The following is a 20,815-nucleotide window of genomic DNA, read 5'->3' as shown; positions in this document are numbered from 1 at the left end:
TGGAATAAATATGTCTAGTGACAGTAATGCAACTCTCCTTAAAAATGAACCAGATATTTCAAACTTGGATGCTATTAGTTGGTTGAGAACTATTCCCAGTAACTCTGTGAATTTAGTTATCACAGATCCTCCATATGAGTCACTTGAAAAGCATCGAAAAATCGGTACCACCACACGTCTAAAAAATAGTAAATCCTCGAGTAATAAATGGTTTAGTATTTTTCCTAATAGTCGATTTGAAGAGCTACTTGAGGAAGTTTATCGAATATTGAAAAAGAATAGTCATTTTTATTTGTTCTGTGATCAAGAGACGATGTTTATTGTTAAACCTATTGCGGAGAAGGCTGGATTTAAATTTTGGAAACCAATAGTCTGGGATAAGGTGGCAATTGGCATGGGCTACCATTATCGAGCTAGGTATGAATTTATTTTATTTTTTGAAAAGGGTAAACGGAAATTAAATGATCTTTCTATTCCAGATGTATTAACAGAAAAAAGAGTTTGGCGAGGGTATCCAACGGAAAAACCAGTCAAGCTTGCAGAGACGTTAATACTTCAAAGTACTTCAGAAAATGAATTAGTTATTGACCCGTTTTGTGGAGCTGGTTTTGTAGGGCAGGCCTCGGAACTGCACAATCGCATTTTCCGAGGCAATGATTTAAACAGCGAAGCGGTTGAGCTGACTAAATCAAGGATAATTGCTACACGTCAATAGTTTTGAATTTAATTACCCAAGATTTTAATGTCTGAGCTCTACGTCGGCTCGTACTCTCACTTAAGCCGTTACAGTTCTCAATGAGGAATTGGGCTGCAGTGTTTTCATCTATATTGAGTGTTGACTTGACTTGTTGATCCAACATCCAAAGATAACCACAATCAGATTCTTCAAATTGTCTTTGGATTATTTTGAGCCACTCATTTTCATCCTTAGACTCTGCAACTTTTAACCCTAAAGGAGTCAGAGAAGAATATTCATGAATTAATGATAGCGTTTTACATGCGTCTCGGTAGTAACTAACTTGTCTAGGGTCGACATCTAATTCATCCGCAGTAACAACTCGTCCGCTACTAACAATATTTAGATAGAGTTTGATTCTACTTAAATTGTCAGCTTGTGGAACCATAGTACTATCAAGATAAGACCCTAATTTTTCATCTATGGCTGGAAGAAGTCCATCAACATAGCTCGGGCTTAAGTCCAAAATAGTTTGCGTAGAACTTTCATCAATAAATTGAATTTCAATATTATTAGTTCCAATTAAATCAAATAGTTTTCGAACTAATCTTAAATCTATTTCTTGTTGTTCTAAACTATCCAGAAAATCTTGATGGGATGAAATTTTTGATAAAAGCTCATAACCTTTAGTTTCGAATGATTCAGAATCTTTTGTGGTTGTTTTTACTCTATAAACGAAAGAGCCTTTCACTGCATCCCGAGGGTAGAAAGAGACGGAGATATCATGTTTGTTCAGGTAATGGCGACAGAACTCTCCAAATACTTCTGAAACCTTATTAAGGGTCTCCGAGACGATATCATGTTTTGAATTATTTTTAGCAATTCTTATACGATGTGAATGTCTTCGTTTTCCGTCATAATTAATGTTTTCTCTAATAAATACAGTTTCTTTTGGGAGTTTGTAGGGAAGCTTTTTCGCTACAACAAATTCTTCTGAAACTTCAAAGTTATCAAGGTCTATTTTAACTAGAAGAACTTTCGCCAGAGCTGATGGTTTAATCATTTTGATGATAGGTATATCTTTCTGTTCAAGGCTATTTATCTTGTCTTGAGATGTAGGAACAACTAGCCATCGATCCGATGCGTCATCAGTTCCTAAGCTATAGCAGAAAAATAATTGGTCGTACTCATTCAAGGCTGTGAAAATTATTGGACCATCATAATAACTATATACATTATGGTAGTATAATGAACCACATCTATTACTTTTTAAGAAAAGCAAGTCACTTTTAGTACTCATATTACCTTAAACCCTTTAGGATAGACTCCATCGTAAAACCAGATAGATACATGACTACTTTTCTTTGATGATTTACCTTTTCCATGTTCTGGTTTTACTTTACCTTCCGCGATCATTTGCCCTTTGAAACGTTCTGGGCTTTCTTCTACTAGTTCTTCAATACTAGCACGTGTATCAAAAAACGAGGTCGCGTAAAAGCCAGGGTTATTTCTAAAGAATGGTTTTTTTGATAGATGTTTTTGACTAGGATCTTTAAAGCTAGCTAGGAAATCTAGTGCATCGGGATTACTTTTATGTACCAACCTAAAAAGAAATGCGTCAATTTCTATTGCATTTTCTGGTGGAATAGTAAGATGTGTCGGATAATCAGCATCCCAGTTTTTGTCGCTCATAATACCTAGCCATTAACAAGAATTATTTATATTTATATGGCGTGCATACTAAGATAGACCGTACTTATATTCAACAAGTTTAGTCGTACTCTGTTTGTTTCAATGATCTACTTCAAATAACTGAATGGTATAAAATTTGCCAACATTTATTCGTTGTCACTAGTGGCTCTTCATTAAACTAGTTGAGTTTTTGTTCTTGAGCTGATTCTGAAATGGCAAAAAATTTATTTAGTTGACTCACTTGAGCTAAAGGGATGGAAGTGCCGTTTTATATAAAATACTGAAATAGACGGAAATACTAGTCGTTTGATTTTTTAATTACTCTAACATGCTGTTTTTATAGTTGGTTTTGTAGAATTCCAAATCCGCGTGTTGGGAGTTCGAATCTCTCCACCCCTGCCATATACGAAGCCTCAGCAGAAATGCTGAGGCTTTTTTGCATCTGTTGCTTCTACGAAGTAATGTTGTGAGCTAGATAGCCAGCCCGGTCTAATCTCCGGAGTGCTGGCTCAGTCCACCCCTGTCATATTTAAGGCTCTAGACTGCGCGTCCCGGCAGAAATGCTCGAGCCTTTTTACTTTCTATTATTTGGACATTAATCTCCTATCCAAATAAAAATCCCTCTTTATCTTCAAAATATCATCCTCGATATGCACCTATTTCCTAATGACGACTAGTATGAAAATAGAGATCATTTATTTGGAATTGTTATGAGGTTATTTTGTACGTCAGCTCTTATCTTTTGTTCGTTTTACGTATCGGCAACCCCATGGGAAAAAGAAAAGAGCCCGACAAGAAATTCAACCTCATCTATCGGTAGTTACGCTAATGGCTGTCTAGACGGTGCACAGGCTTTGCCAATTGACGGTCAAGGTTACCAAGTAATTCGTCCTCAGAGAGAGCGCTACTATGGCCATACCGAGGCCATTCAGTTTATTGAAAGGTTAGGTGTAATTGCAAGTGAACAACTCAACACCAACTTATTAGTTGGCGATATTTCGTTACCTCGAGGGGGACGCTTCTCATCTGGTCATTCAAGCCACCAGACTGGCTTGGATATTGATATATGGTTAAGGCTCACTGATGAGAGACTTTCCGAAAATGAGCTCGCTGTTCCTAAGCCAATAAGCGTTGTCGACCTTACCAATTACAAACTGCGTAAATCAAATTGGACCGGTGACCATTTTCAAGTTATTCGCTATGCCGCGAAAGATGAAAAAGTGGTGCGTATTTTTGTCCATCCAGTGATTAAACAAGCTCTTTGTGAACAAGAAGATCCTGATGCCAATGATAGAACCTGGTTAGGCAAAATCAGACCTTGGTGGGGGCATCATTCCCATTTTCATGTTCGTTTAAAATGCCCTGAAGGCAGCTCTAACTGTATCGCTCAAGCAAATCCGCCTAAAGGTGATGGTTGTGGCGATGAACTTGCAAGTTGGGCTCCGCAGACCATTCCAGTTCCTCCACCTAAAAAAGTGGCTAAAACTAAGAAAAAAAAGAAAGTTAAAGTGATGCCGAGTCAGTGTTTGGCCTTGATATCGAATAGGTAATGTATTTATCGAGGTGTTTTACAGTGGTAATGCCACTGGTTTTCGCGATTCTAAAACTGGAGAAATGTCACACTTTTGTCTAGAGTTTATAAACACGTAATTAAGAACATCGTTTGATATCAAAACAAACGAATAACGACAAGAGCAAAAATAACGATGAATTTGATAATGCTTAGTCAGGGATGGCGTGTTTCTTGGGTGAAAGATGCGGCTTATGTGAAGTATATGAAAATCAGAGTCTGATACCCGTCTATAAAAATTCCAAGGATAAGACAATGACTATGATTTGCGCGAGGGAATTCTCTAAATGGTTAAGACATAGATTCAGTAGTGAAAATGTCGGTATTTCAATTTCTAGAGAAGATATAAACCACCTAACAGGTCGACAGCGATTAGACCCTAGCTTTGTGAATGATGTTCATTATGAACTGATGCAGCATGGATTGGCGTTTGTCACTGATACCAGTCGGGAGCACTTTTATTTGGTACCGGTATCTCAAGCTAAAAACTGGCGAGAACAACTCGAATATCAATTTGAGAAAGAGATGTTCTGCAACATATACCCCATTGAAAAATCGGGTTAAAAAAAAGGTTCAACTTGATGATTAAGTTGAACCTTTTTTCTTTTAGGTCAAGCCTTGAATGATGACAAACTTTTCTAATAATTCGTCGTCAGTTTCAATATGGTTTGGGTCAGTGATTATGCACTTTGTAATAGGGCACACTGACTGACATGTTGGCTTCTCATAGTGACCTTTACACTCAGTACATAAATCAGGATCGATTTCGAAGATACTGTCACCCATCGTGATTGCGCCATTTGGGCATTCTGGGTCACACATATCGCAGTTTATGCACTTGTCAGTTATTAACAGAGCCATTGCTTTCTTCTCAGTAGAGTTTCTAGGTAAAGTTATTTACCTGAAGCGTTACGTGTATCTTGGCCTGCGCTCAAGTTACGCATTAACAAACCAAATTCTAGGTCAAGATCAGCCGGTACTGGAATAAATACAAAGTGACCGTTACCTTTTGCGTCATCTACTGGCTGAGATTTACGGTTCTCCATAACTTCTAATTTGAAAACGATGTTACCTTTTGGTGTCATCATTTCTAAGCTATCGCCAACTAGGAACTTGTTCTTCACTTCGACTTCCGCTAAGTCACCACGGCGGTTGCCAGTGAATTCGCCTACGAATTGTTGAGTATCTGAGATTGAGTAACCGTACTCGTAGTTTTGGTATGTGTCGTGAGTGTGACGACGCAAGAAACCTTCAGTGTAGCCACGGTGAGCTAGGCTCTCTAGCGTACCCATTAGGCTCTCATCAAATGGTTTGCCTGCAACAGCATCGTCGATAGCTTTACGGTAAACCTGTGCTGTACGTGCACAGTAGTAGAAAGACTTAGTACGACCTTCGATTTTCAGAGAGTGAACGCCCATCTTAGTTAAACGCTCAACGTGTTGGATTGCGCGAAGATCTTTTGAGTTCATGATGTAAGTACCATGCTCATCTTCAAACGCTGCCATTTTCTCTTCTGGCTTGTGTGACTCAGAAAGCAACACGACTTCGTCAGTTGGTTTACCAAGGCCTAGCGTGTTATCTGGACGTTCATTTTGAACTTCAACTTCTTGCGCTTCTACTTCTTGAATAGCGACACCAGTTGGATTAGCTTCAACTATTTGACCGTTTTCGTCTTCTTTCGCAGCTTCTGTTTTGTATTCCCAACGGCAAGCGTTAGTGCAAGTACCTTGGTTCGGGTCACGTTTATTCATATAACCTGAAAGTAGGCAACGACCAGAATAAGCCATGCATAGAGCACCGTGAACAAAGATTTCTAGCTCTGTTTCTGGGCAGTGCTCGCGAATCTCTTCGATCTCTTCAAGTGATAGTTCACGAGACAGAATTACACGTTCAACACCTTGGGTAGACCAGAATTTTACAGTCGCCCAGTTTACAGCGTTTGCTTGAACTGAAAGGTGGATCGGCATTTCAGGGAATGATTCACGTACCATCATGATAAGACCAGGATCTGACATGATAAGAGCATCAGGGCCCATCTCAACAACTGGCTTAAGGTCGCGAATGAATGTTTTTAATTTAGAGTTGTGTGGCTGAATGTTACATACAACATATAACTTTTTGCCTTGAGCATGAGCTTCATCGATACCGATTTGTAGGTTTTCGTGATTGAACTCGTTGTTACGAACACGAAGGCTGTAACGTGGCTGGCCAGCGTAAACTGCATCTGCGCCGTAGGCGAATGCGTAACGCATGTTTTTAAGGCTTCCTGCCGGTGATAATAGTTCAGGTACAAATGGTTTTTGTGTCGTCATTGCTTCGTTCTCTAATCTGATCTCAAGTCAGGTTGATACCACCAAGTGATATCAAAGGGGCGCAAATTTTACGCTAAAATGAGTTTGGTTGATAGCCCTAAAGATAACAATGGTATTGCGAAGAGTGTTGTTAGGTGTTGATAAGCGGGGTGGAGAAGAAAACAAGCTCAGATCTCGTCGACACCTGAGCTCTAAATCGGAACAATTAAGCGTTAGGTTGAGTTAACCCGCCTAATGATTCAAATAGGTTTGGAAGGAAAACACTGAACTCACCACAAAGTAGAGAGAAGTCTGCATCAAAACGCGCAGCTTGATCTTCGCGAGGAATGTCGTCGTTTTCGTCTTTTAGTTCATCACTGAATTTAAGGCGTTTGATGCTGCCATCTTCTGCAAGAATGAACTCTATGCGATCTTGCCAGTTGATCAGAAGCTTAGTCACAACTTTGTTGGCTTCAATGTGGTTTTTAATCTCATCAGCTTCTAGTTCTTGTTTCTTAACTCGAACAATGCCGCCGTCTTCTTGAATAGACTTTAGCTCTGCTTCATCAAGCATAGTGATACCTTGAGGCGTATCACCTGATTTTACCCACTCTGTCAGGGTCGTTTCAATCGCTTGCTCTGGAATAGCAGGCACTACTGGCAGGCTACCCATAGTTTTACGTAGTAATGCCAATACATCTTCAGCTTTTTTGTAGCTGCTAGCATCAACCACAATAAAGCCTTCTTTCGGCATGACCAGGGCGTAAGTGAAGTTACTGCGGCTGAAAGCACGAGGAAGAAGATCGATAATGATGTCTTCTTTTAGGCTGTCTTTCTCTTTCTTTTTTAGAGGAGTACCAGACTCTGCCTCAAGCGTTTCTACTTTTGCATTCAATGAATCTTTGATCACAGAAGCAGGAAGCATTTTCTCTTCTTTCTTTGCACAGATGAGAATGCGGTTTTCTGATACGTGCGTCATCATATCGCCGTGTCTACCCATCGCATTTACCCAACCAAACTTCTGTTTGTCTTGGCTACCACAAGGGGTAAAACGGAACTCTTCAAGTTGTTTCTCTAGCTGATCTGCGTTGAAGTCTATATCACGATTAAAGCGATAGACGAGGCAATTCTTAAACCACATAAATATTTCTCATACCTTTATCTGAAGACGCTCATCATAGGAGATTTCGATCCATTTGTCTTATACCTGCAATAAAAATTAAAAGTGAAATGTTTGAGACAGTTATATGAAAATTTGTTTTCAAAGGTCACAAAAGTGTCATAATTAAACCAGATAATGCAATGCGTTGATTAAATACTAAGGCTATTCAATTATGTCGAGAAGGATTCTGGTCGTTGAAGATGAAGCACCTATTCGTGAGATGCTGTGTTTTGTACTTGAACAAAAAGGCTACCAAGCAGTAGAGGCTGAAGATTACGATACAGCGGTAAACAAGCTATGTGAACCTTTCCCAGATCTAGTATTACTAGATTGGATGCTACCTGGTGGTAGCGGGATAAACTTTATCAAGCACATGAAGCGTGAAGAGTTAACTCGCAACATCCCAGTGGTGATGCTGACGGCTCGTGGCGAAGAAGAAGATAAGGTGCGTGGTTTAGAAGTGGGCGCTGATGATTACATCACCAAGCCATTTTCACCAAAAGAGCTTGTTGCTCGCCTGAAAGCGGTTATCCGCCGTGTAACGCCTACTGCACTAGAAGATGTGATTGATGTACAAGGTCTTAAGCTAGACCCAGTATCTCATCGTGTTACCGCAAGCGAAGGTCCAGTTGATATGGGACCAACAGAGTTCAAAATGCTGCATTTCTTTATGACTCACCAAGAGCGTGTGTACAGTCGAGAGCAACTACTGAACAACGTTTGGGGTACCAACGTTTACGTTGAAGATCGCACTGTTGATGTACATATTCGACGCCTGCGTAAAGCACTTGAATCTGCAGGTCACGATAAGCTAATCCAAACGGTTCGCGGCGCGGGCTACCGTTTTTCTACAAAGGCTTAATGTGGCTTCGCTACCCAGTTTACGGAGTCCTGAATGGTTGAAAAGTTAACCTGGAAAAAGCTGGCTTGGGAGCTGGCTTTTTTTTACGCACCTTGGGTTTTAGTCGGTTGGATATTCGGCTACTTACCTTGGTTATTGCTGGCTGCTACGGTATTGCAGCTCGGCTGGCATCTACATTATCAAATGCGTTTGTCCGCTTGGTTATGGGATGAAAAGCGTTTAACACCACCATCAGGTTCTGGAAACTGGGAATCTCTGTTCAACGGTATTTATCGTATGCAGCAGAGACAGCGTCGTAAAAGAAAAGAACTGACTAACCTGATCCGCCGTTTCAGAAATGGTGCTGAATCCTTACCCGATGCCGTTGTGGTGTTTCGTGGTGAAGGAAACATCGTTTGGTGTAACAAGCTTGCTCAATATTTACTGGGCTTTCGCTGGCCAGACGATTCTGGGCAACCTATCTCCAACTTGATCCGCACGCCGGACTTCATCAAGTACCTTAATAAACAAGATTTCTCAGAGCCGTTAGAGATGCCGTCGCCACTTAATGTGGAGCGCATGCTCGAGCTGCGTATCGTGCCGTATACCGAGGGCGAACACCTCATGGTAGTACGTGATGTTACTCAGCTAAAACAGCTAGAAGGCATGCGTCGTAACTTTTTCGCTAACGTTTCTCACGAGCTACGAACTCCAATGACCGTACTTCAGGGCTATCTTGAAATGACGGAAGATCCAGACATGGTCGTTGGGCCTATGTGGCCTAAGGCTCATGGTGTGATGACCGAGCAGTTGAATCGCATGAACAGCCTAGTGAATCAGCTTTTAACACTTTCAAAAATCGAAGCTGCACCGATGCATGAGCTCGATGAAGTGGTGAATGTTCCGGCTATGCTTGAGGTTCTTGAAAAAGAAGCCGCAAGCTTAAGTGGTGATCGAGAACATAAGCTTGAATTTGATATTGATAAGAGCCTACGAGTTTTAGCTGATGAAGATCAGCTGAGAAGTGCGATATCGAATCTGGTGTATAACGCAGTCAAATACACACCACCGGGCGCAACGGTTAAGGTGCGTTGGTACCAAACCAGTCAAGGCGCGTGTTTGGATGTCTCAGACACCGGAGACGGTATTGAACCACAGCACTTACATCGACTCACAGAGCGTTTTTACCGTGTTGATAAAGCGCGTTCACGCGATACTGGTGGTAGTGGTCTTGGGTTAGCGATTGTGAAGCATGCGCTTAGCCATCATGACTCACATTTAGAAATTCAAAGTGAAGTTGGCGTTGGTAGCCGATTCCATTTCACGCTACCTAATCGATTGACAGTATCATGAGTTGTTTGACTCGCAGGATGCGTTTACCCGTCAGCTTATTGTTAACATTTGCTTTGGTTAACCCAGTTCATGCCGAACAGGGTGTCGACTCACTTCCTGATTACGCTAAAGTTCCGGGTATTTCAGGGAGCCTATTGTCTGTTGGTTCGGATACCTTAGCGGGTATGACGACATTATGGATGGAAGAGTTCAAGTCTTACTACCCGAATGTGAACGCTCAAGTTCAAGCTTCTGGTTCTTCTACTGCCCCTCCTGCGTTAACGGAAGGCACTGCTCACCTTGGACCAATGAGTCGTCCAATGCGCCTACGAGAAGTCGAAGCGTTTGAAAGAGAGCATGGCTATAAGCCGACAGCACTGAGAGTCGCTATCGATGCGATTGGACTTTTTGTGCATCGTGATAACCCTATTGAAGGGCTCAACTTTCACCAGATTGACAGTATATTCTCAGAGACATTGCGTTGCGGAGCGACTAAGCCGCTAAATAATTGGCAAGATTTGGGCATTGACCAACCGTGGGCGAAACATCGATTCCAACTGTTTGGTCGTAATTCCGTTTCGGGAACCTACGGCTATTTCAAACAAAACGCATTATGCGGCGGTGACTTCAAGAACCGAGTTAATGAGCAGCCAGGTTCTGCATCGGTTGTACAGTCGGTTGCTTCATCAATCAGCGGGATAGGGTACTCAGGTATTGGTTATCGAGTAGCCGGTGTTAAGTTAATTCCTATCGCAGAGCATGGTTCTGACTATGTAGAGCCGACTCGATCGAATATCTTGAGCGGTGATTACCCTCTATCTCGCTTTCTTTATGTGTACGTGAATAAGCACCCAGATAAACCACTTTCTCCTGTTGAAAGAGAGTTCCTCACTTTTGTGTTCTCAAAGCAAGGGCAAGAACTGGTAGAGAAAGATGGCTATTTAGCGATACCGTCAGAGTTCGCAGAGCAAGAATTGGCAAAAATCGGACTCTGATTTAGGTACTATGAACGTAGAAAGTTAACGTAGAAACCTAACGTATGAACAGCTTGCTAGCCGCAGGCTGTTTTTATTTTGTTGGCGCATCATTCAAGCTTCAACGACCATCCAGCATCTTGCCAGCGTCGTTGTTCTTCTTTGAGCTCATAATCAAGCAGTTGATTTTCAGCTAACCAGTCGATGGTATCTCCTTCTAAACACCAATTCTCATCTTGCTCAATGGTTAATTTTACATTCGGTATTGGCGATTGGTTTCGCTGTCGATTGAGCAGGATTGCTATCCTCAGTATTCGAATTAACAACGCTATCTGCCCTGTATTGAATAGCGAGAGATCCGGTAAGTCACTAAGCTTAATCGCTTTTCTTTGATAGCGAACTAATGTTGAGATCAGACGCTGCTGCTCAGTATTGAAACCGGGCATAGTCGTATGTTTAAGCAGATAAGCTGAATGGCGGTGATAGCCTTGGAATGCGATGCTTTGTCCCACTTCATGAAGCAATGCAGCCCATCCAATCAGATCATAAAGTTCATTATTTACCGCAGTACTCACCTGAGGTTGCGCTTGTTTCAGTAATGAAAGGGCGAGTGCTTTGACTTTCTGGCCATGAACTACGTCAACATGGTATCGAGAGACAAGTGTTTCGGCGGTTCTTGTTCGAACATCAATATCTTTAAACCGATCTTCCATGTCATAAAGCACCCCTTCTCTTAAGGCACTATCGGAGAAATGCAATTCATTGATGTTTAGCATATCCATAGCTGCTGAAAGAATCGTGACGCCAGCGGCAAACACCGGCTTTCTTTCATCGCTTAAACCTGAAAGGTCTAATCCCTTAGAAGATGGAAATTCACATAAGTGGTTCTTCAAATAGGATAGGCGTTGCGGCGTAATGAGACCATCGGTGAACCCTAAGCCAATGAGTACCTCTTTTATTGATTTGGCGGTACCTGATGAGCCAAAGGCAACTTCCCAAGAGATTTGTTTGTATTCTTCAATTAATGGCATCAACAGGCGAGTAGCTGAGACATAAGCATCGGAGAAGTGCTGTGATGTCAGCCCTCCATCGGCAAAGAAGCGCTGAGTAAAACTGACGCATCCCATCGGTAAGCTACGCATTATTTGGGGTGTAAAGCCTTGCCCTGCGACTAATTCAGTACTCCCTCCACCGATATCAATAACTAATTTGGATTCGGAAGCGGCTTGAGTGTGCTCTACGCCGTTATAGATGATTCGAGCTTCTTCTTGACCTGAGATGATTTCTATTGGAAAAGGAAACCATGGTTTAGCTTGCTCTAAGAAGTCTTTGGTATTTTTAGCCTTTCTTAGGGTATGAGTCGCGACGACTCTGACATCATCAAGTTCAAAATCCGCTAGTCGTTCTGCGAATACCTTGAGGCACTCTAAACCTCGCTCGATAGCGCTTTCGGATAAGAAGTTATGCTCATCCAACCCATCGCCTAATCTCACTTTCTGTTTATGTCTGCTGACTAATTGCAGGTGTTGATCGAATACTCGTGCAACCACCATATGAAAGCTGTTCGAACCTAAATCGATAGCGGCAATACATCGAGAATGTTTGTTATCAATTAGCGGCATGATTTCTTCTCTTGTTTGTACTTCTTGCGAGCAAGTTTCTCCATACGTTTAATATAGTGGTAAGTGGAGAGTTGTGACGTCGGGTATTCGAGTTGGTTTGCTGGTGCTTCTATGTAAGGGTTGCTCATCGCTTGGTCTAGCACTCGAGCTTTGTTGCTGTCATCGAAATGAAATTCGGTGATATCGATAATGGTTTGCTTGATATTTGGATCTAAAATTGGAGTGGCGACTTCGATCCGATGATCGAAGTTTCGCGTCATCCAGTCAGCTGAAGATATATAGACTTTCGGCTTTCCAGCGTTACCAAAGATCATCACTCTTGGGTGTTCGAGAAAACGATCGACCACACTAACAATCTCAATCTGCTCACTGATGTTGGAGACTCCCGGTACGAGAGAGCACATACCACGAATGACCATTCTCACTTTTACATTGGCTTGGCTGGCCTGATAGAGCTTCTCAATGATCTCTCGGTCGACCAAATTGTTGAGTTTTAGAGTGATGCTTGCAGGCTTGCTCTCTATCGCGTTTTGTATTTCATTATCTATCAACTGATACAGGCGTTTTCTTGTATTCTTTGGTGACACAATCAGTTGTTTGAACTGTGATTTTTGATAAGGGTTTTCAATATACTTAAAGACTTGTCTCACCTCTTGGGTCAAATCTTCATTCGCAGTGAGCAGAGAAAAATCGGTATACACGCGCGCTGTTACTTCATGAAAGTTACCGGTGCCAATATGAGCGTAATGCGCCGTATGCTTGCCTTCTTTCCGTTTAATGAGCAGAAGCTTAGAGTGAATTTTCAAACTTGGGATGCCATGGATGACTTTTATACCGGCTTCTTGAAGTTTCTTGGTCCACTGAATATTGGCTTGTTCATCAAAGCGGGCTTGCAGCTCAACGACGACAGTTACTTTCTTACCATTGTGTGCAGCATCTATGATCGAGCTAAGGAGCTTTGAGCCTTCTGCAACACGGTAAACGTTTATTTTTATGGAGGTTACCTTCGGGTCAAAGGAGGCTTGCCTCACGAGTTCAGTGATGTGATTAAAGGTGTGATAAGGGTAATGCAACAAGATGTCACGAGCTTTGATCGCTTCGAAATAGTTTGGGTAGTGGCTGAAATGCGCACACTTAATCGCGGGAAGTGGGCGATTAACTAAATCACGCCTATTAAGGCTTGGAAATTCGCAGAAATGCTTGAAGTTATGATAGCGACCACCCGCAATGACACTGTCATAGTCAGACAGCTTAAGTCTGACTTGCAAGAAATTGAGCATTTCAGCTGGCATTTCTGACTCATAGATAAGGCGTATCGGTAGTGCCGTTAAGCGCTGTTCTAAACCTAAAGACATCGATTCTAATAGGTTACTTTCATTGTTCTCTTGAAGATCATAATCGGCATCACGCGTCATTTTTATCGCAAAACAACGTAATGAATCATACTCAAAGAATCCTTTAAGCAAGTCATCTAAACAAAATCGAACTATATTATCTAACAAGATCATAGTTGTACGCTGTGAACCAGAAGTGTCTGGTAACTTAACAAACCGAGGGAGGGCTTCTGATGGGATTTCGAGTAAGACATATTGAGAAGATGTCTCTCGCTCAATGTCGATGGCTAAGTAACTTTGCTCGTCTTTGATAATATTGAGCAACTGGCTATCTTCGTTCAAGAGAAACGGAGTTAAATGTGGCAGCACTTTTTTCTTAAAGTACTTTTTGATCCACTCACTTTGCTCTTCGCTGATTTGCTGTTCGTTGACCAAAAAAATACGATTGCGCGCCAGTTCCAACAATAGGTCGTTATACAACTCGTGGAATCGAGCATCGAGCTTACTTGCTTTGCTCTGCATTTGAGTGAGTAAGGTTTTCTGCGAGTTGGCAGGTAATTGAGGATCTTGAAGTAAGATCTTTCGTTTCACGTCAGCAAATCGGACCTTGTAAAACTCATCGAGGTTTTTTGAGTAAATACCTAAAAAACGAACTCTTTCGATTAAGGGAACTGACTTGTCGGCTGCTTCTTGGAGCACTCTTTCGTTGAAGGATAACCAGCTAAGTTCTTTTGTGACATAGTCTTTTTCCATCGAGATGATAATCCTTGAGTGCTGGCTATAGAGCTGATTACTTTAATTTAGAATGACAAAATTCACAAAATCTATGATCTTACTTTAAGAAATATGGTCAACAAACTTGTTATTAGTTTCAGTTGTTTAACGTAACTTGTAATATAATTGTCATCTAACGTACATATTATGTCAGTAGCTAAAAAAAGGTAGATAAACAGATGGCTTCAGCCCAATTTTCATTGAAAGAGCGTGACAAAAAAAGATGGTTGAAAGATCGTCTCGTCCGTTTTTCAGTGACATGTGGTGCCGTCAGTGTTCTAGCTGCTCTGGTATTGATCTTTGTTTACTTGGCGATGGTCATTTTACCGGTGTTTTCTGATACTGGTTTAGAGACAGGCCAAGCCGTAAAGACCGTTGCTGTAGAAAAGCCTATCGCCTTATCTGTTGATGAATACGGTCAGCATGCATTTACTATCGAAAAATCTGGCTTGGTGCAGTTTTGGGATTTAGAGTCTCAAAATACACACTCTTACTTTGAGCGAAATGTTTTAGCCAATCCTGTTGCCTTCTCTCGAAATACCCCATCAGAAAACTGGTTTGCCTTTGCCGATAGTGCAAGCAACCTTACTTTTTTCTATCCTGAGTATAGTGCGCCTGTGCTGCAAAAGGGCAGTGAAGCCGATCCTAAAATTGAGCAAATCGATCTCCCTGAACCATTTTTAAATGATGAATCGTCAAATGGGACGACAATCGAAAAATTCGCGTTCTCTAAGAATGGACGTGGTATCACGGTTGCCGCTCAGCTAAGTGACCAACGAGTCTTAGTGAAGTGGTACCAAAGTGACGTTACGGGTCAGTATGTTTTTCAGAAGAGCCAATGGCTATCGGATAAGTTGGGCTTGCAACAACAGTTGTTAGTCACACCTGATGGCCAAACCTTATATCTCCGATCTCAATCGGATTTAGTGGTTTTGAAGCTATCAGATAGCGGCTTCAATGTTCGTGAAGTGATTGATCTTAGCTTGAATGATGCGAAGCACTCGGTGAAAAGTATTGATTTACTGTCTGGAGCTTATTCACTGTTGGTTACGCATGAAGATGGACAGGTTTCTCAGTGGTTCGATGTACTCAAAGATGAAAAGCGTAGCCTGACCCATATTCGAGACTTCCAACTTGCTGAACAAGTGCAATTTATTTTGCCCGATACTTATAGAAAGGGTTTTTATAGCTTCTATAAGAACGGCACATTACAAAGCCACTATACGACCAGTGAAAAGCTGTCGCTGTTCGAGCGCGCATTTGATAAATCACCACAATTAGCGGCTATGTCTGCCAATGAACTGCATCTGGCGACGCTGATTGATGGCACCATCAGTGTGGCTAAGGTCGATAATGAATACCCGCAAATATCATTCTCATCGCTTTGGCAAAAAGTCTGGTACGAAAGCTACCCTGAGCCACAATATGTTTGGCAATCAACCTCGGCGAATGATGACTTTGAAGAGAAATTCAGTTTAGTACCCATTACGTTCGGTACCATTAAGGCCGCTCTGTTTGCGATGATGTTTGCCGTGCCGGTTGCTGTGCTCGGAGCCATTTACACCGCATACTTCATGTCTCCACGCATGCGAAGAGTGGTGAAGCCTTCGATAGAACTGATGGAAGCACTTCCGACCGTGATCATCGGATTCTTGGCCGGGCTTTGGTTTGCTCCAATTGTTGAAACGCATTTAACGGCCGTCTTCTCATTAATGGTGTTATTACCGTTGAGTACATTGTTGACGGGGTTTGTTTGGTTCTGCTTACCGAAGATGGTGACGAGTCGTTTCTCTAACGGTTGGCATGCCTTAATATTGATCCCGGTATTGGTGATTACTGTGGTGGCCGTCTTTGCTGGTGGAAACAGCATTGAAGCCTTGTTGTTTGGTGGTGATATTCGAACTTTCTTAGCGAGTTATGGTATCGACTTTGACCAACGCAATGCGCTGGTCGTTGGTTTTGCTATGGGTTTTGCTGTCATCCCAACGATTTTTACTATCGCCGAAGACGCTATTTTCTCTGTGCCTAAACATTTATCCGATGGCTCATTAGCGTTGGGTGCGACGGCGTGGCAGACCCTTATTTATGTGGTGTTATTGACGGCTAGCCCAGGTATCTTTTCAGCGGTCATGATGGGGCTAGGGCGAGCGGTTGGCGAAACCATGATTGTCTTGATGGCTACAGGTAATACACCGATTCTCGATTGGAATATTTTGGAAGGGATGAGGACGCTATCCGCAACGATTGCTGTCGAACTACCAGAATCAGAGGTGGGTGGTTCTCACTTCCGCTTGTTGTTCTTAGCGGCACTCTTGCTGTTTATTTTCACGTTCGCGGTGAACTCAGTCGCAGAGTGGGTTAGACAAAGACTGAGAGATAAATATCGTGCGCTGTAGTTTTAAAGGTTCACCTCAATGTGTCTCAATGGCTTTTCGTTGCGTGGCTAGCGTATCTCGCGAACTTGGCTGTTTCTTGGTTTCAGCACGTCAAGAGCAAGGTCGATCATGATGAACAAATTGAAGTCATTATTATCTTGGGTTAAATCGGGATCTCCGTGGATCTGGCTTACGGGCGGGGCGGTGAGCATCAGTATGCTTTCTGTTCTTGGCCTTATGTTGTTGATTGGCTGGAAGGGCTTAACCTATTTTTGGCCTGCTCCTTTATATCAATGGCAAGTCGACTCCAAAGACCTATCGTTAGTGGTCGATCTTGACGAAACGGTATCAAAGCAAGATGTATTGATTGGCCAGTTGTATGAACGTAAATACATCCCGATAGAGCAAGTTCCTCAAGTACACGACCTCTTGTCGCCTCAAAATTTGTCGACGGGGCTAATTCAGCGCTTAAGTATCAAAGTCGCCAACAGAGAACTGTATCCTGCGGATTTTGTTTCCATTCTGGATGTCAATTTACGTGAACCAACAACGCCGCTTGATTGGATTGTGATTGAACGAAGTCGAGGTGGTTATTTCTTTGGTAAGCCTGTGGGTTTTAAAACCGCTTCTGGCACCTTTGATTCGAACATAGACCAAAAGCTCGAACAAGGCTTGGCGTTCGCTGATACGTTACGTAAAGAAACGTCGCGTGTTGTGAACCAAGAAATCCGCAATATCAGTTGGCAATTGGAAAATCTGCGCTTAGAAAAACGTAAGCTTGAACTCAATGAGTCAGTGAGCGATGAATACCTTAAAACCTACACTCAAACTAAACTGGAACTAAATCGCCAGTTAGCGGAAGCTGAAGTAAAGCTTGAGCATCTTAGAACACAGCTCAATGTCGAAAGCTTGTTGGTGGAAGATATGACAGGAGAGCAGGTTGAAATTTCGCTCAGTCATATCTTGGATTATTGGTACCCGAATAATATGTCTTATCTTGAAAAGGTTGGGCATTGGGGCAAACAAGTTTGGAAGTTCTTATCAGAGAACCCACGAGACTCAAACTCTGAAGGTGGGGTGTTTCCTGCCATTTTCGGCACTGTGCTGCTGGTTATTCTCATGTCGATCGTAGTGATGCCACTTGGCGTAGTTGCTGCGATATATCTTCATGAATATGCAAGAAACAATGCACTAACACGTTTGATTCGTATTGCCGTGATTAACTTAGCGGGTGTACCGTCGATTGTGTATGGCGTATTTGGCTTAGGATTCTTTGTGTATACCATCGGTGGCTCAATCGATTCCTTGTTTTACGCAGAGCGATTACCCGCTCCGACATTTGGTACACCAGGTCTATTATGGTCTGCTCTGACCTTAGCGGTATTAACATTGCCCGTCGTTATTGTAACTACGGAAGAGGGTTTAACGCGTATTCCTAGCTCCGTGAGGCACGGTTCATTGGCGCTTGGGGCTACTCAATTTGAAACGCTTTGGCGCATTGTTTTACCGATGGCAAGCCCTGCGATTATCACCGGTTTGATATTGGCAATCGCGAGAGCTGCGGGGGAAGTTGCCCCACTTATGCTGGTGGGTGTAGTGAAATTAGCATCAAGTTTGCCAGTGGATGGTCAGTTTCCATATCTACATTTAGAAAGAAAGTTCATGCATTTAGGCTTTCATATCTATGATGTTGGTTTTCAAACTTCTAATATCGAAGCAGCACGACCTTTAGTGTATGCGACTTCATTTTTACTGGTTACGGTGATTGTTGGGTTGAACTTAACCGCTATCAATATCCGTAATAACTTGCGTGAAAAATACCGAACCTTAGGACAAGATTAGATGTTCTCGATTAATGAAACCTTGGGTTACCAAGCACCACTTGATGTACACAACCTGAAGGATGAGCAAATCGCTATCTCGATTGAAGGGCTGAATCTTTATTATAAAGAGAGCCAAGCACTCGATGATATTTCAATGCAGATTCCTAAGGGGCAGGTGACCGCGTTTATCGGTCCATCAGGGTGTGGTAAGTCGACTCTTCTGCGCTGCATTAATCGCATGAACGATCTTGTTGAAGGCTGTAAGGTTTCCGGGAAAGTGAAGCTTCATGGCAAGAATGTGTATCACCCTAAGGTGGATGTCGCGACTTTAAGACGCCGTGTCGGCATGGTATTCCAGCGACCGAACCCTTTTCCTAAATCTATCTATGAGAATGTGGTTTATGGTTTGAGGCTACAAGGCGTGAGCAACAGCCGAGATCTGGATGATGCGGTTGAGCGCTCTCTGCGTGCAGCTGCGTTATGGGATGAAGTGAAAGACCGTTTGCATGAGAACGCCTTTGGTTTATCAGGTGGTCAACAGCAGCGTTTGGTTATCGCTCGTGCGGTTGCTATCGAACCTGAAGTGCTTTTATTAGATGAGCCGACCTCGGCACTCGACCCTATTTCTACTTTGACGATTGAAGAGTTGATTAACGAACTTAAAACACAATATACCGTGGTTATTGTCACTCATAACATGCAACAAGCGGCGCGTGTGAGTGACCATACTGCCTTTATTCATATGGGAAAATTGATCGAGTACTCAGATACGGACTCAATTTTTACGTCTCCATTGAAAAATCAAACGGAAGACTACATTACTGGTAGATATGGCTAACCTCTACAGAGGCGTCATCTAGAGCTAAGTCACTCTACAAAAAGGCTTTATTCATTTCTTTTAAGGAGCTGACATGCATTTTGGTCGCCACATCTCAGGACAGTTTAATGTCGAATTAGAATCTATCCGTACACACGTATTAACCATGGGTGGATTGGTAGAGCAGCAGTTGTCCTTTGCGATGCAAGCTCTGCATAAAGATGACGCGGAACTGGCCAAGAAAGTGATTCGTGATGACCACAAAGTGAATGCGATGGAAGTTTCAATCGATGAAGCATGTACTCGTATTATTGCTAAGCGTCAGCCGACAGCAAAAGATCTGCGTTTGATTATGGCGATCATCAAAACCATTACCGACTTAGAACGTATTGGCGATGTTGCCTCTAAAATTGCTCAAGGCGCGATCGAGATCCCTTCGACCAAAGAGCAAAAATTTCATGTCTCATTAGAGCCTCTTTGTCGCCAGGCAATCACCATGCTTCACCAAGTATTAGATGCGTTTGCTCGTATGGATGTCGATGCTGCGGCAGAAGTTCACAAACTTGATGATAAGTTGGATGCGGAATACGAGGCAGTTATTCGTCAGTTAATGACGTATATGATGGAAGATCCTAAGAACATCCCAAATATTTTACAGGTGATGTGGTCAGCTCGTGCGATTGAGCGAGTGGGCGACCGTTGCCAAAATATCTGCGAATACATTATTTACTTTGTAAAGGGTAAAGATGTACGTCACCTAGGCGATCAAAGCCTTGATGACGCACTGAAGTAGGTCGAGCCTTTAAAAGCTAATAATGGCACCAAGATTGAAATTGACCGTCGTGTCGTAAGGCACAAAGGTTTTATTGTGATCAAAGATATTCATATCAACACCTGCACGTAGCCCAAGCATTGGTGTCGCTTGGTACACGTAGGCACCGCCTATGCTTAAACCATGTGCTGTCTTCTCTTCAACTTCGCCTGAGCGCGTTTTTGTACCGTCATAGCTTGCTACACCAATTTCAGCCTGAAAGCCGTGGTTTTGGTTTCTTCCAAACATGTTCTGGATACCAACGCGATACGCATCAACCATTTCATCATATCGATCGCTGTCATACCAAATATGAGAGTAGCTTAGGTAAACGGCACCTAAACTTGCCACATCAGTAATACCCGCCTGTACTCCAAAGCCATGATAAGAACCAATCTTTAGTTCTGGGGATAAATGAATAGCACTTGCTGAAACGGAAGTGGAGAGGACAGAAAGTAAAAGCAGGGAAGTTTTTATCTTCATAAAAATACCTAAAGCAATTAGCCGTCCGTGGCTGCAATGAATTTTGATTCGAGAATTGTTCAAAAGTGAGTCAACTTTGATGAGGTGTTAAAACCCAGCAATTGACTGATTGTAAAAAGCCAGCTTAGTGAACTGACCCCCAATAGTTGGACACCAATTATTGGGGGTCTTTTTATGTCCAAATATAGCCGAGAGCTAAAATGTATCATTGCTAAGCAATACTTAGATGGCACGTCAT

General features: G+C 42.4%; 18 protein-coding genes and 1 pseudogene. 11 read left to right on the top strand and 8 right to left on the bottom strand.

Features of this window, described 5'->3' with window-relative positions; genetic code table 11:
* The first annotated feature begins 10 nt into the window (after positions 1-10).
* Positions 11-715, top strand: a complete 705-nt coding sequence (locus tag H5300_RS15795; RefSeq protein ID WP_182796379.1) for a site-specific DNA-methyltransferase — start codon at positions 11-13, stop codon at positions 713-715.
* Here the strand turns inward: H5300_RS15795 and H5300_RS15790 are convergent.
* Complete coding sequence (locus H5300_RS15790; RefSeq protein ID WP_182796378.1) at positions 702-1,976, bottom strand: DUF6575 domain-containing protein; 1,275 nt, start codon at positions 1,974-1,976, stop codon at positions 702-704. The two genes, H5300_RS15795 and H5300_RS15790, sit on opposite strands and share 14 nt — an antisense overlap.
* Positions 1,973-2,368, bottom strand: a complete 396-nt coding sequence (locus tag H5300_RS15785; RefSeq protein WP_259397693.1) for a hypothetical protein — start codon at positions 2,366-2,368, stop codon at positions 1,973-1,975. Before H5300_RS15785 ends, H5300_RS15790 begins: the two co-directional genes overlap by 4 nt.
* 710 nt (positions 2,369-3,078) lie before the next feature.
* Between H5300_RS15785 and mepA the strand changes: the two genes are divergently transcribed.
* Positions 3,079-3,918 (top strand): penicillin-insensitive murein endopeptidase, encoded by an 840-nt coding sequence (gene mepA / locus H5300_RS15780; protein WP_182796377.1) that lies wholly within the window; start codon positions 3,079-3,081, stop codon positions 3,916-3,918.
* A gap of 275 nt (positions 3,919-4,193) precedes the next feature.
* Positions 4,194-4,502 carry a hypothetical protein gene (locus tag H5300_RS15775; protein WP_017079848.1) on the top strand — a complete coding sequence of 103 codons (309 nt, stop codon included), beginning with the start codon at positions 4,194-4,196 and terminating at the stop codon, positions 4,500-4,502.
* Between the two features lie 42 nt (positions 4,503-4,544).
* Here the strand turns inward: H5300_RS15775 and H5300_RS15770 are convergent, their stop codons facing one another.
* From H5300_RS15770 to rdgC, 3 genes are all read right to left on the bottom strand, one after another.
* Positions 4,545-4,799: a YfhL family 4Fe-4S dicluster ferredoxin gene (locus H5300_RS15770; protein ID WP_004735061.1), complete on the bottom strand. Its 255-nt coding sequence runs from the start codon at positions 4,797-4,799 to the stop codon at positions 4,545-4,547.
* 32 nt (positions 4,800-4,831) lie between these two features.
* Positions 4,832-6,250, bottom strand: a complete 1,419-nt coding sequence (gene yegQ / locus H5300_RS15765) for a tRNA 5-hydroxyuridine modification protein YegQ (RefSeq protein WP_017090971.1) — start codon at positions 6,248-6,250, stop codon at positions 4,832-4,834.
* 205 nt (positions 6,251-6,455) lie between these two features.
* The gene (rdgC, locus tag H5300_RS15760) at positions 6,456-7,370 is read right to left on the bottom strand and encodes a recombination-associated protein RdgC (RefSeq protein ID WP_182796376.1); all 915 of its coding nucleotides are present in this window, start codon (positions 7,368-7,370) and stop codon (positions 6,456-6,458) included.
* Positions 7,371-7,563: 193 nt separating this feature from the next.
* Here rdgC and phoB point away from each other — a divergent pair, with 193 nt between their 5' ends.
* The 3 genes from phoB to H5300_RS15745 are packed head-to-tail and all read left to right on the top strand — an operon-like array spanning position 7,564 to position 10,559.
* Positions 7,564-8,253 (top strand): phosphate regulon transcriptional regulator PhoB, encoded by a 690-nt coding sequence (phoB, locus tag H5300_RS15755; RefSeq protein ID WP_004735064.1) that lies wholly within the window; start codon positions 7,564-7,566, stop codon positions 8,251-8,253.
* 33 nt (positions 8,254-8,286) lie between these two features.
* Complete coding sequence (phoR, locus tag H5300_RS15750; protein WP_004735065.1) at positions 8,287-9,585, top strand: phosphate regulon sensor histidine kinase PhoR; 1,299 nt, start codon at positions 8,287-8,289, stop codon at positions 9,583-9,585.
* The gene (locus H5300_RS15745) at positions 9,582-10,559 is read left to right on the top strand and encodes a PstS family phosphate ABC transporter substrate-binding protein (RefSeq protein ID WP_102511000.1); all 978 of its coding nucleotides are present in this window, start codon (positions 9,582-9,584) and stop codon (positions 10,557-10,559) included. Before phoR ends, H5300_RS15745 begins: the two co-directional genes overlap by 4 nt.
* A gap of 89 nt (positions 10,560-10,648) precedes the next feature.
* On the opposite strand, the gene ppx is transcribed toward H5300_RS15745, so the two are convergent.
* Both ppx and ppk1 read right to left on the bottom strand, forming a co-directional pair.
* The gene (gene ppx, locus H5300_RS15740) at positions 10,649-12,160 is read right to left on the bottom strand and encodes an exopolyphosphatase (RefSeq protein ID WP_108202923.1); all 1,512 of its coding nucleotides are present in this window, start codon (positions 12,158-12,160) and stop codon (positions 10,649-10,651) included.
* Positions 12,151-14,247, bottom strand: a complete 2,097-nt coding sequence (ppk1, locus tag H5300_RS15735; protein WP_182796375.1) for a polyphosphate kinase 1 — start codon at positions 14,245-14,247, stop codon at positions 12,151-12,153. The genes ppx and ppk1 overlap by 10 nt, the downstream gene beginning before the upstream one ends.
* Before the next feature lie 200 nt (positions 14,248-14,447).
* On the opposite strand from ppk1, the gene H5300_RS15730 reads away from it, so the two are divergent.
* From H5300_RS15730 to phoU, 4 genes are all read left to right on the top strand, one after another.
* Entirely contained in the window at positions 14,448-16,664 is a 2,217-nt protein-coding gene (locus H5300_RS15730) for an ABC transporter permease subunit (RefSeq protein WP_182796374.1), read from the top strand.
* A gap of 111 nt (positions 16,665-16,775) precedes the next feature.
* Positions 16,776-18,485, top strand: coding sequence for a phosphate ABC transporter permease PstA (gene pstA, locus H5300_RS15725; protein WP_004735070.1), 1,710 nt, complete (start codon positions 16,776-16,778; stop codon positions 18,483-18,485).
* Complete coding sequence (gene pstB, locus H5300_RS15720; protein ID WP_004735071.1) at positions 18,486-19,304, top strand: phosphate ABC transporter ATP-binding protein PstB; 819 nt, start codon at positions 18,486-18,488, stop codon at positions 19,302-19,304.
* Between the two features lie 73 nt (positions 19,305-19,377).
* Positions 19,378-20,076 carry a phosphate signaling complex protein PhoU gene (gene phoU / locus H5300_RS15715; protein WP_004735072.1) on the top strand — a complete coding sequence of 233 codons (699 nt, stop codon included), beginning with the start codon at positions 19,378-19,380 and terminating at the stop codon, positions 20,074-20,076.
* Between the two features lie 9 nt (positions 20,077-20,085).
* Here the strand turns inward: phoU and H5300_RS15710 are convergent, their stop codons facing one another.
* Positions 20,086-20,577: a hypothetical protein gene (locus H5300_RS15710; RefSeq protein WP_182796373.1), complete on the bottom strand. Its 492-nt coding sequence runs from the start codon at positions 20,575-20,577 to the stop codon at positions 20,086-20,088.
* Between the two features lie 174 nt (positions 20,578-20,751).
* On the opposite strand from H5300_RS15710, the pseudogene H5300_RS28350 reads away from it, so the two are divergent.
* Positions 20,752-20,815: pseudogene (locus H5300_RS28350) on the top strand (helix-turn-helix domain-containing protein); the annotation flags it as partial.

It is taken from the genome of Vibrio sp. SG41-7, assembly GCF_014164465.1.
GTDB lineage: Bacteria > Pseudomonadota > Gammaproteobacteria > Enterobacterales > Vibrionaceae > Vibrio > Vibrio splendidus.
Note: the sequence above shows the minus strand (reverse complement) of the source record. Positions and strands in the feature narration are given on the sequence as shown.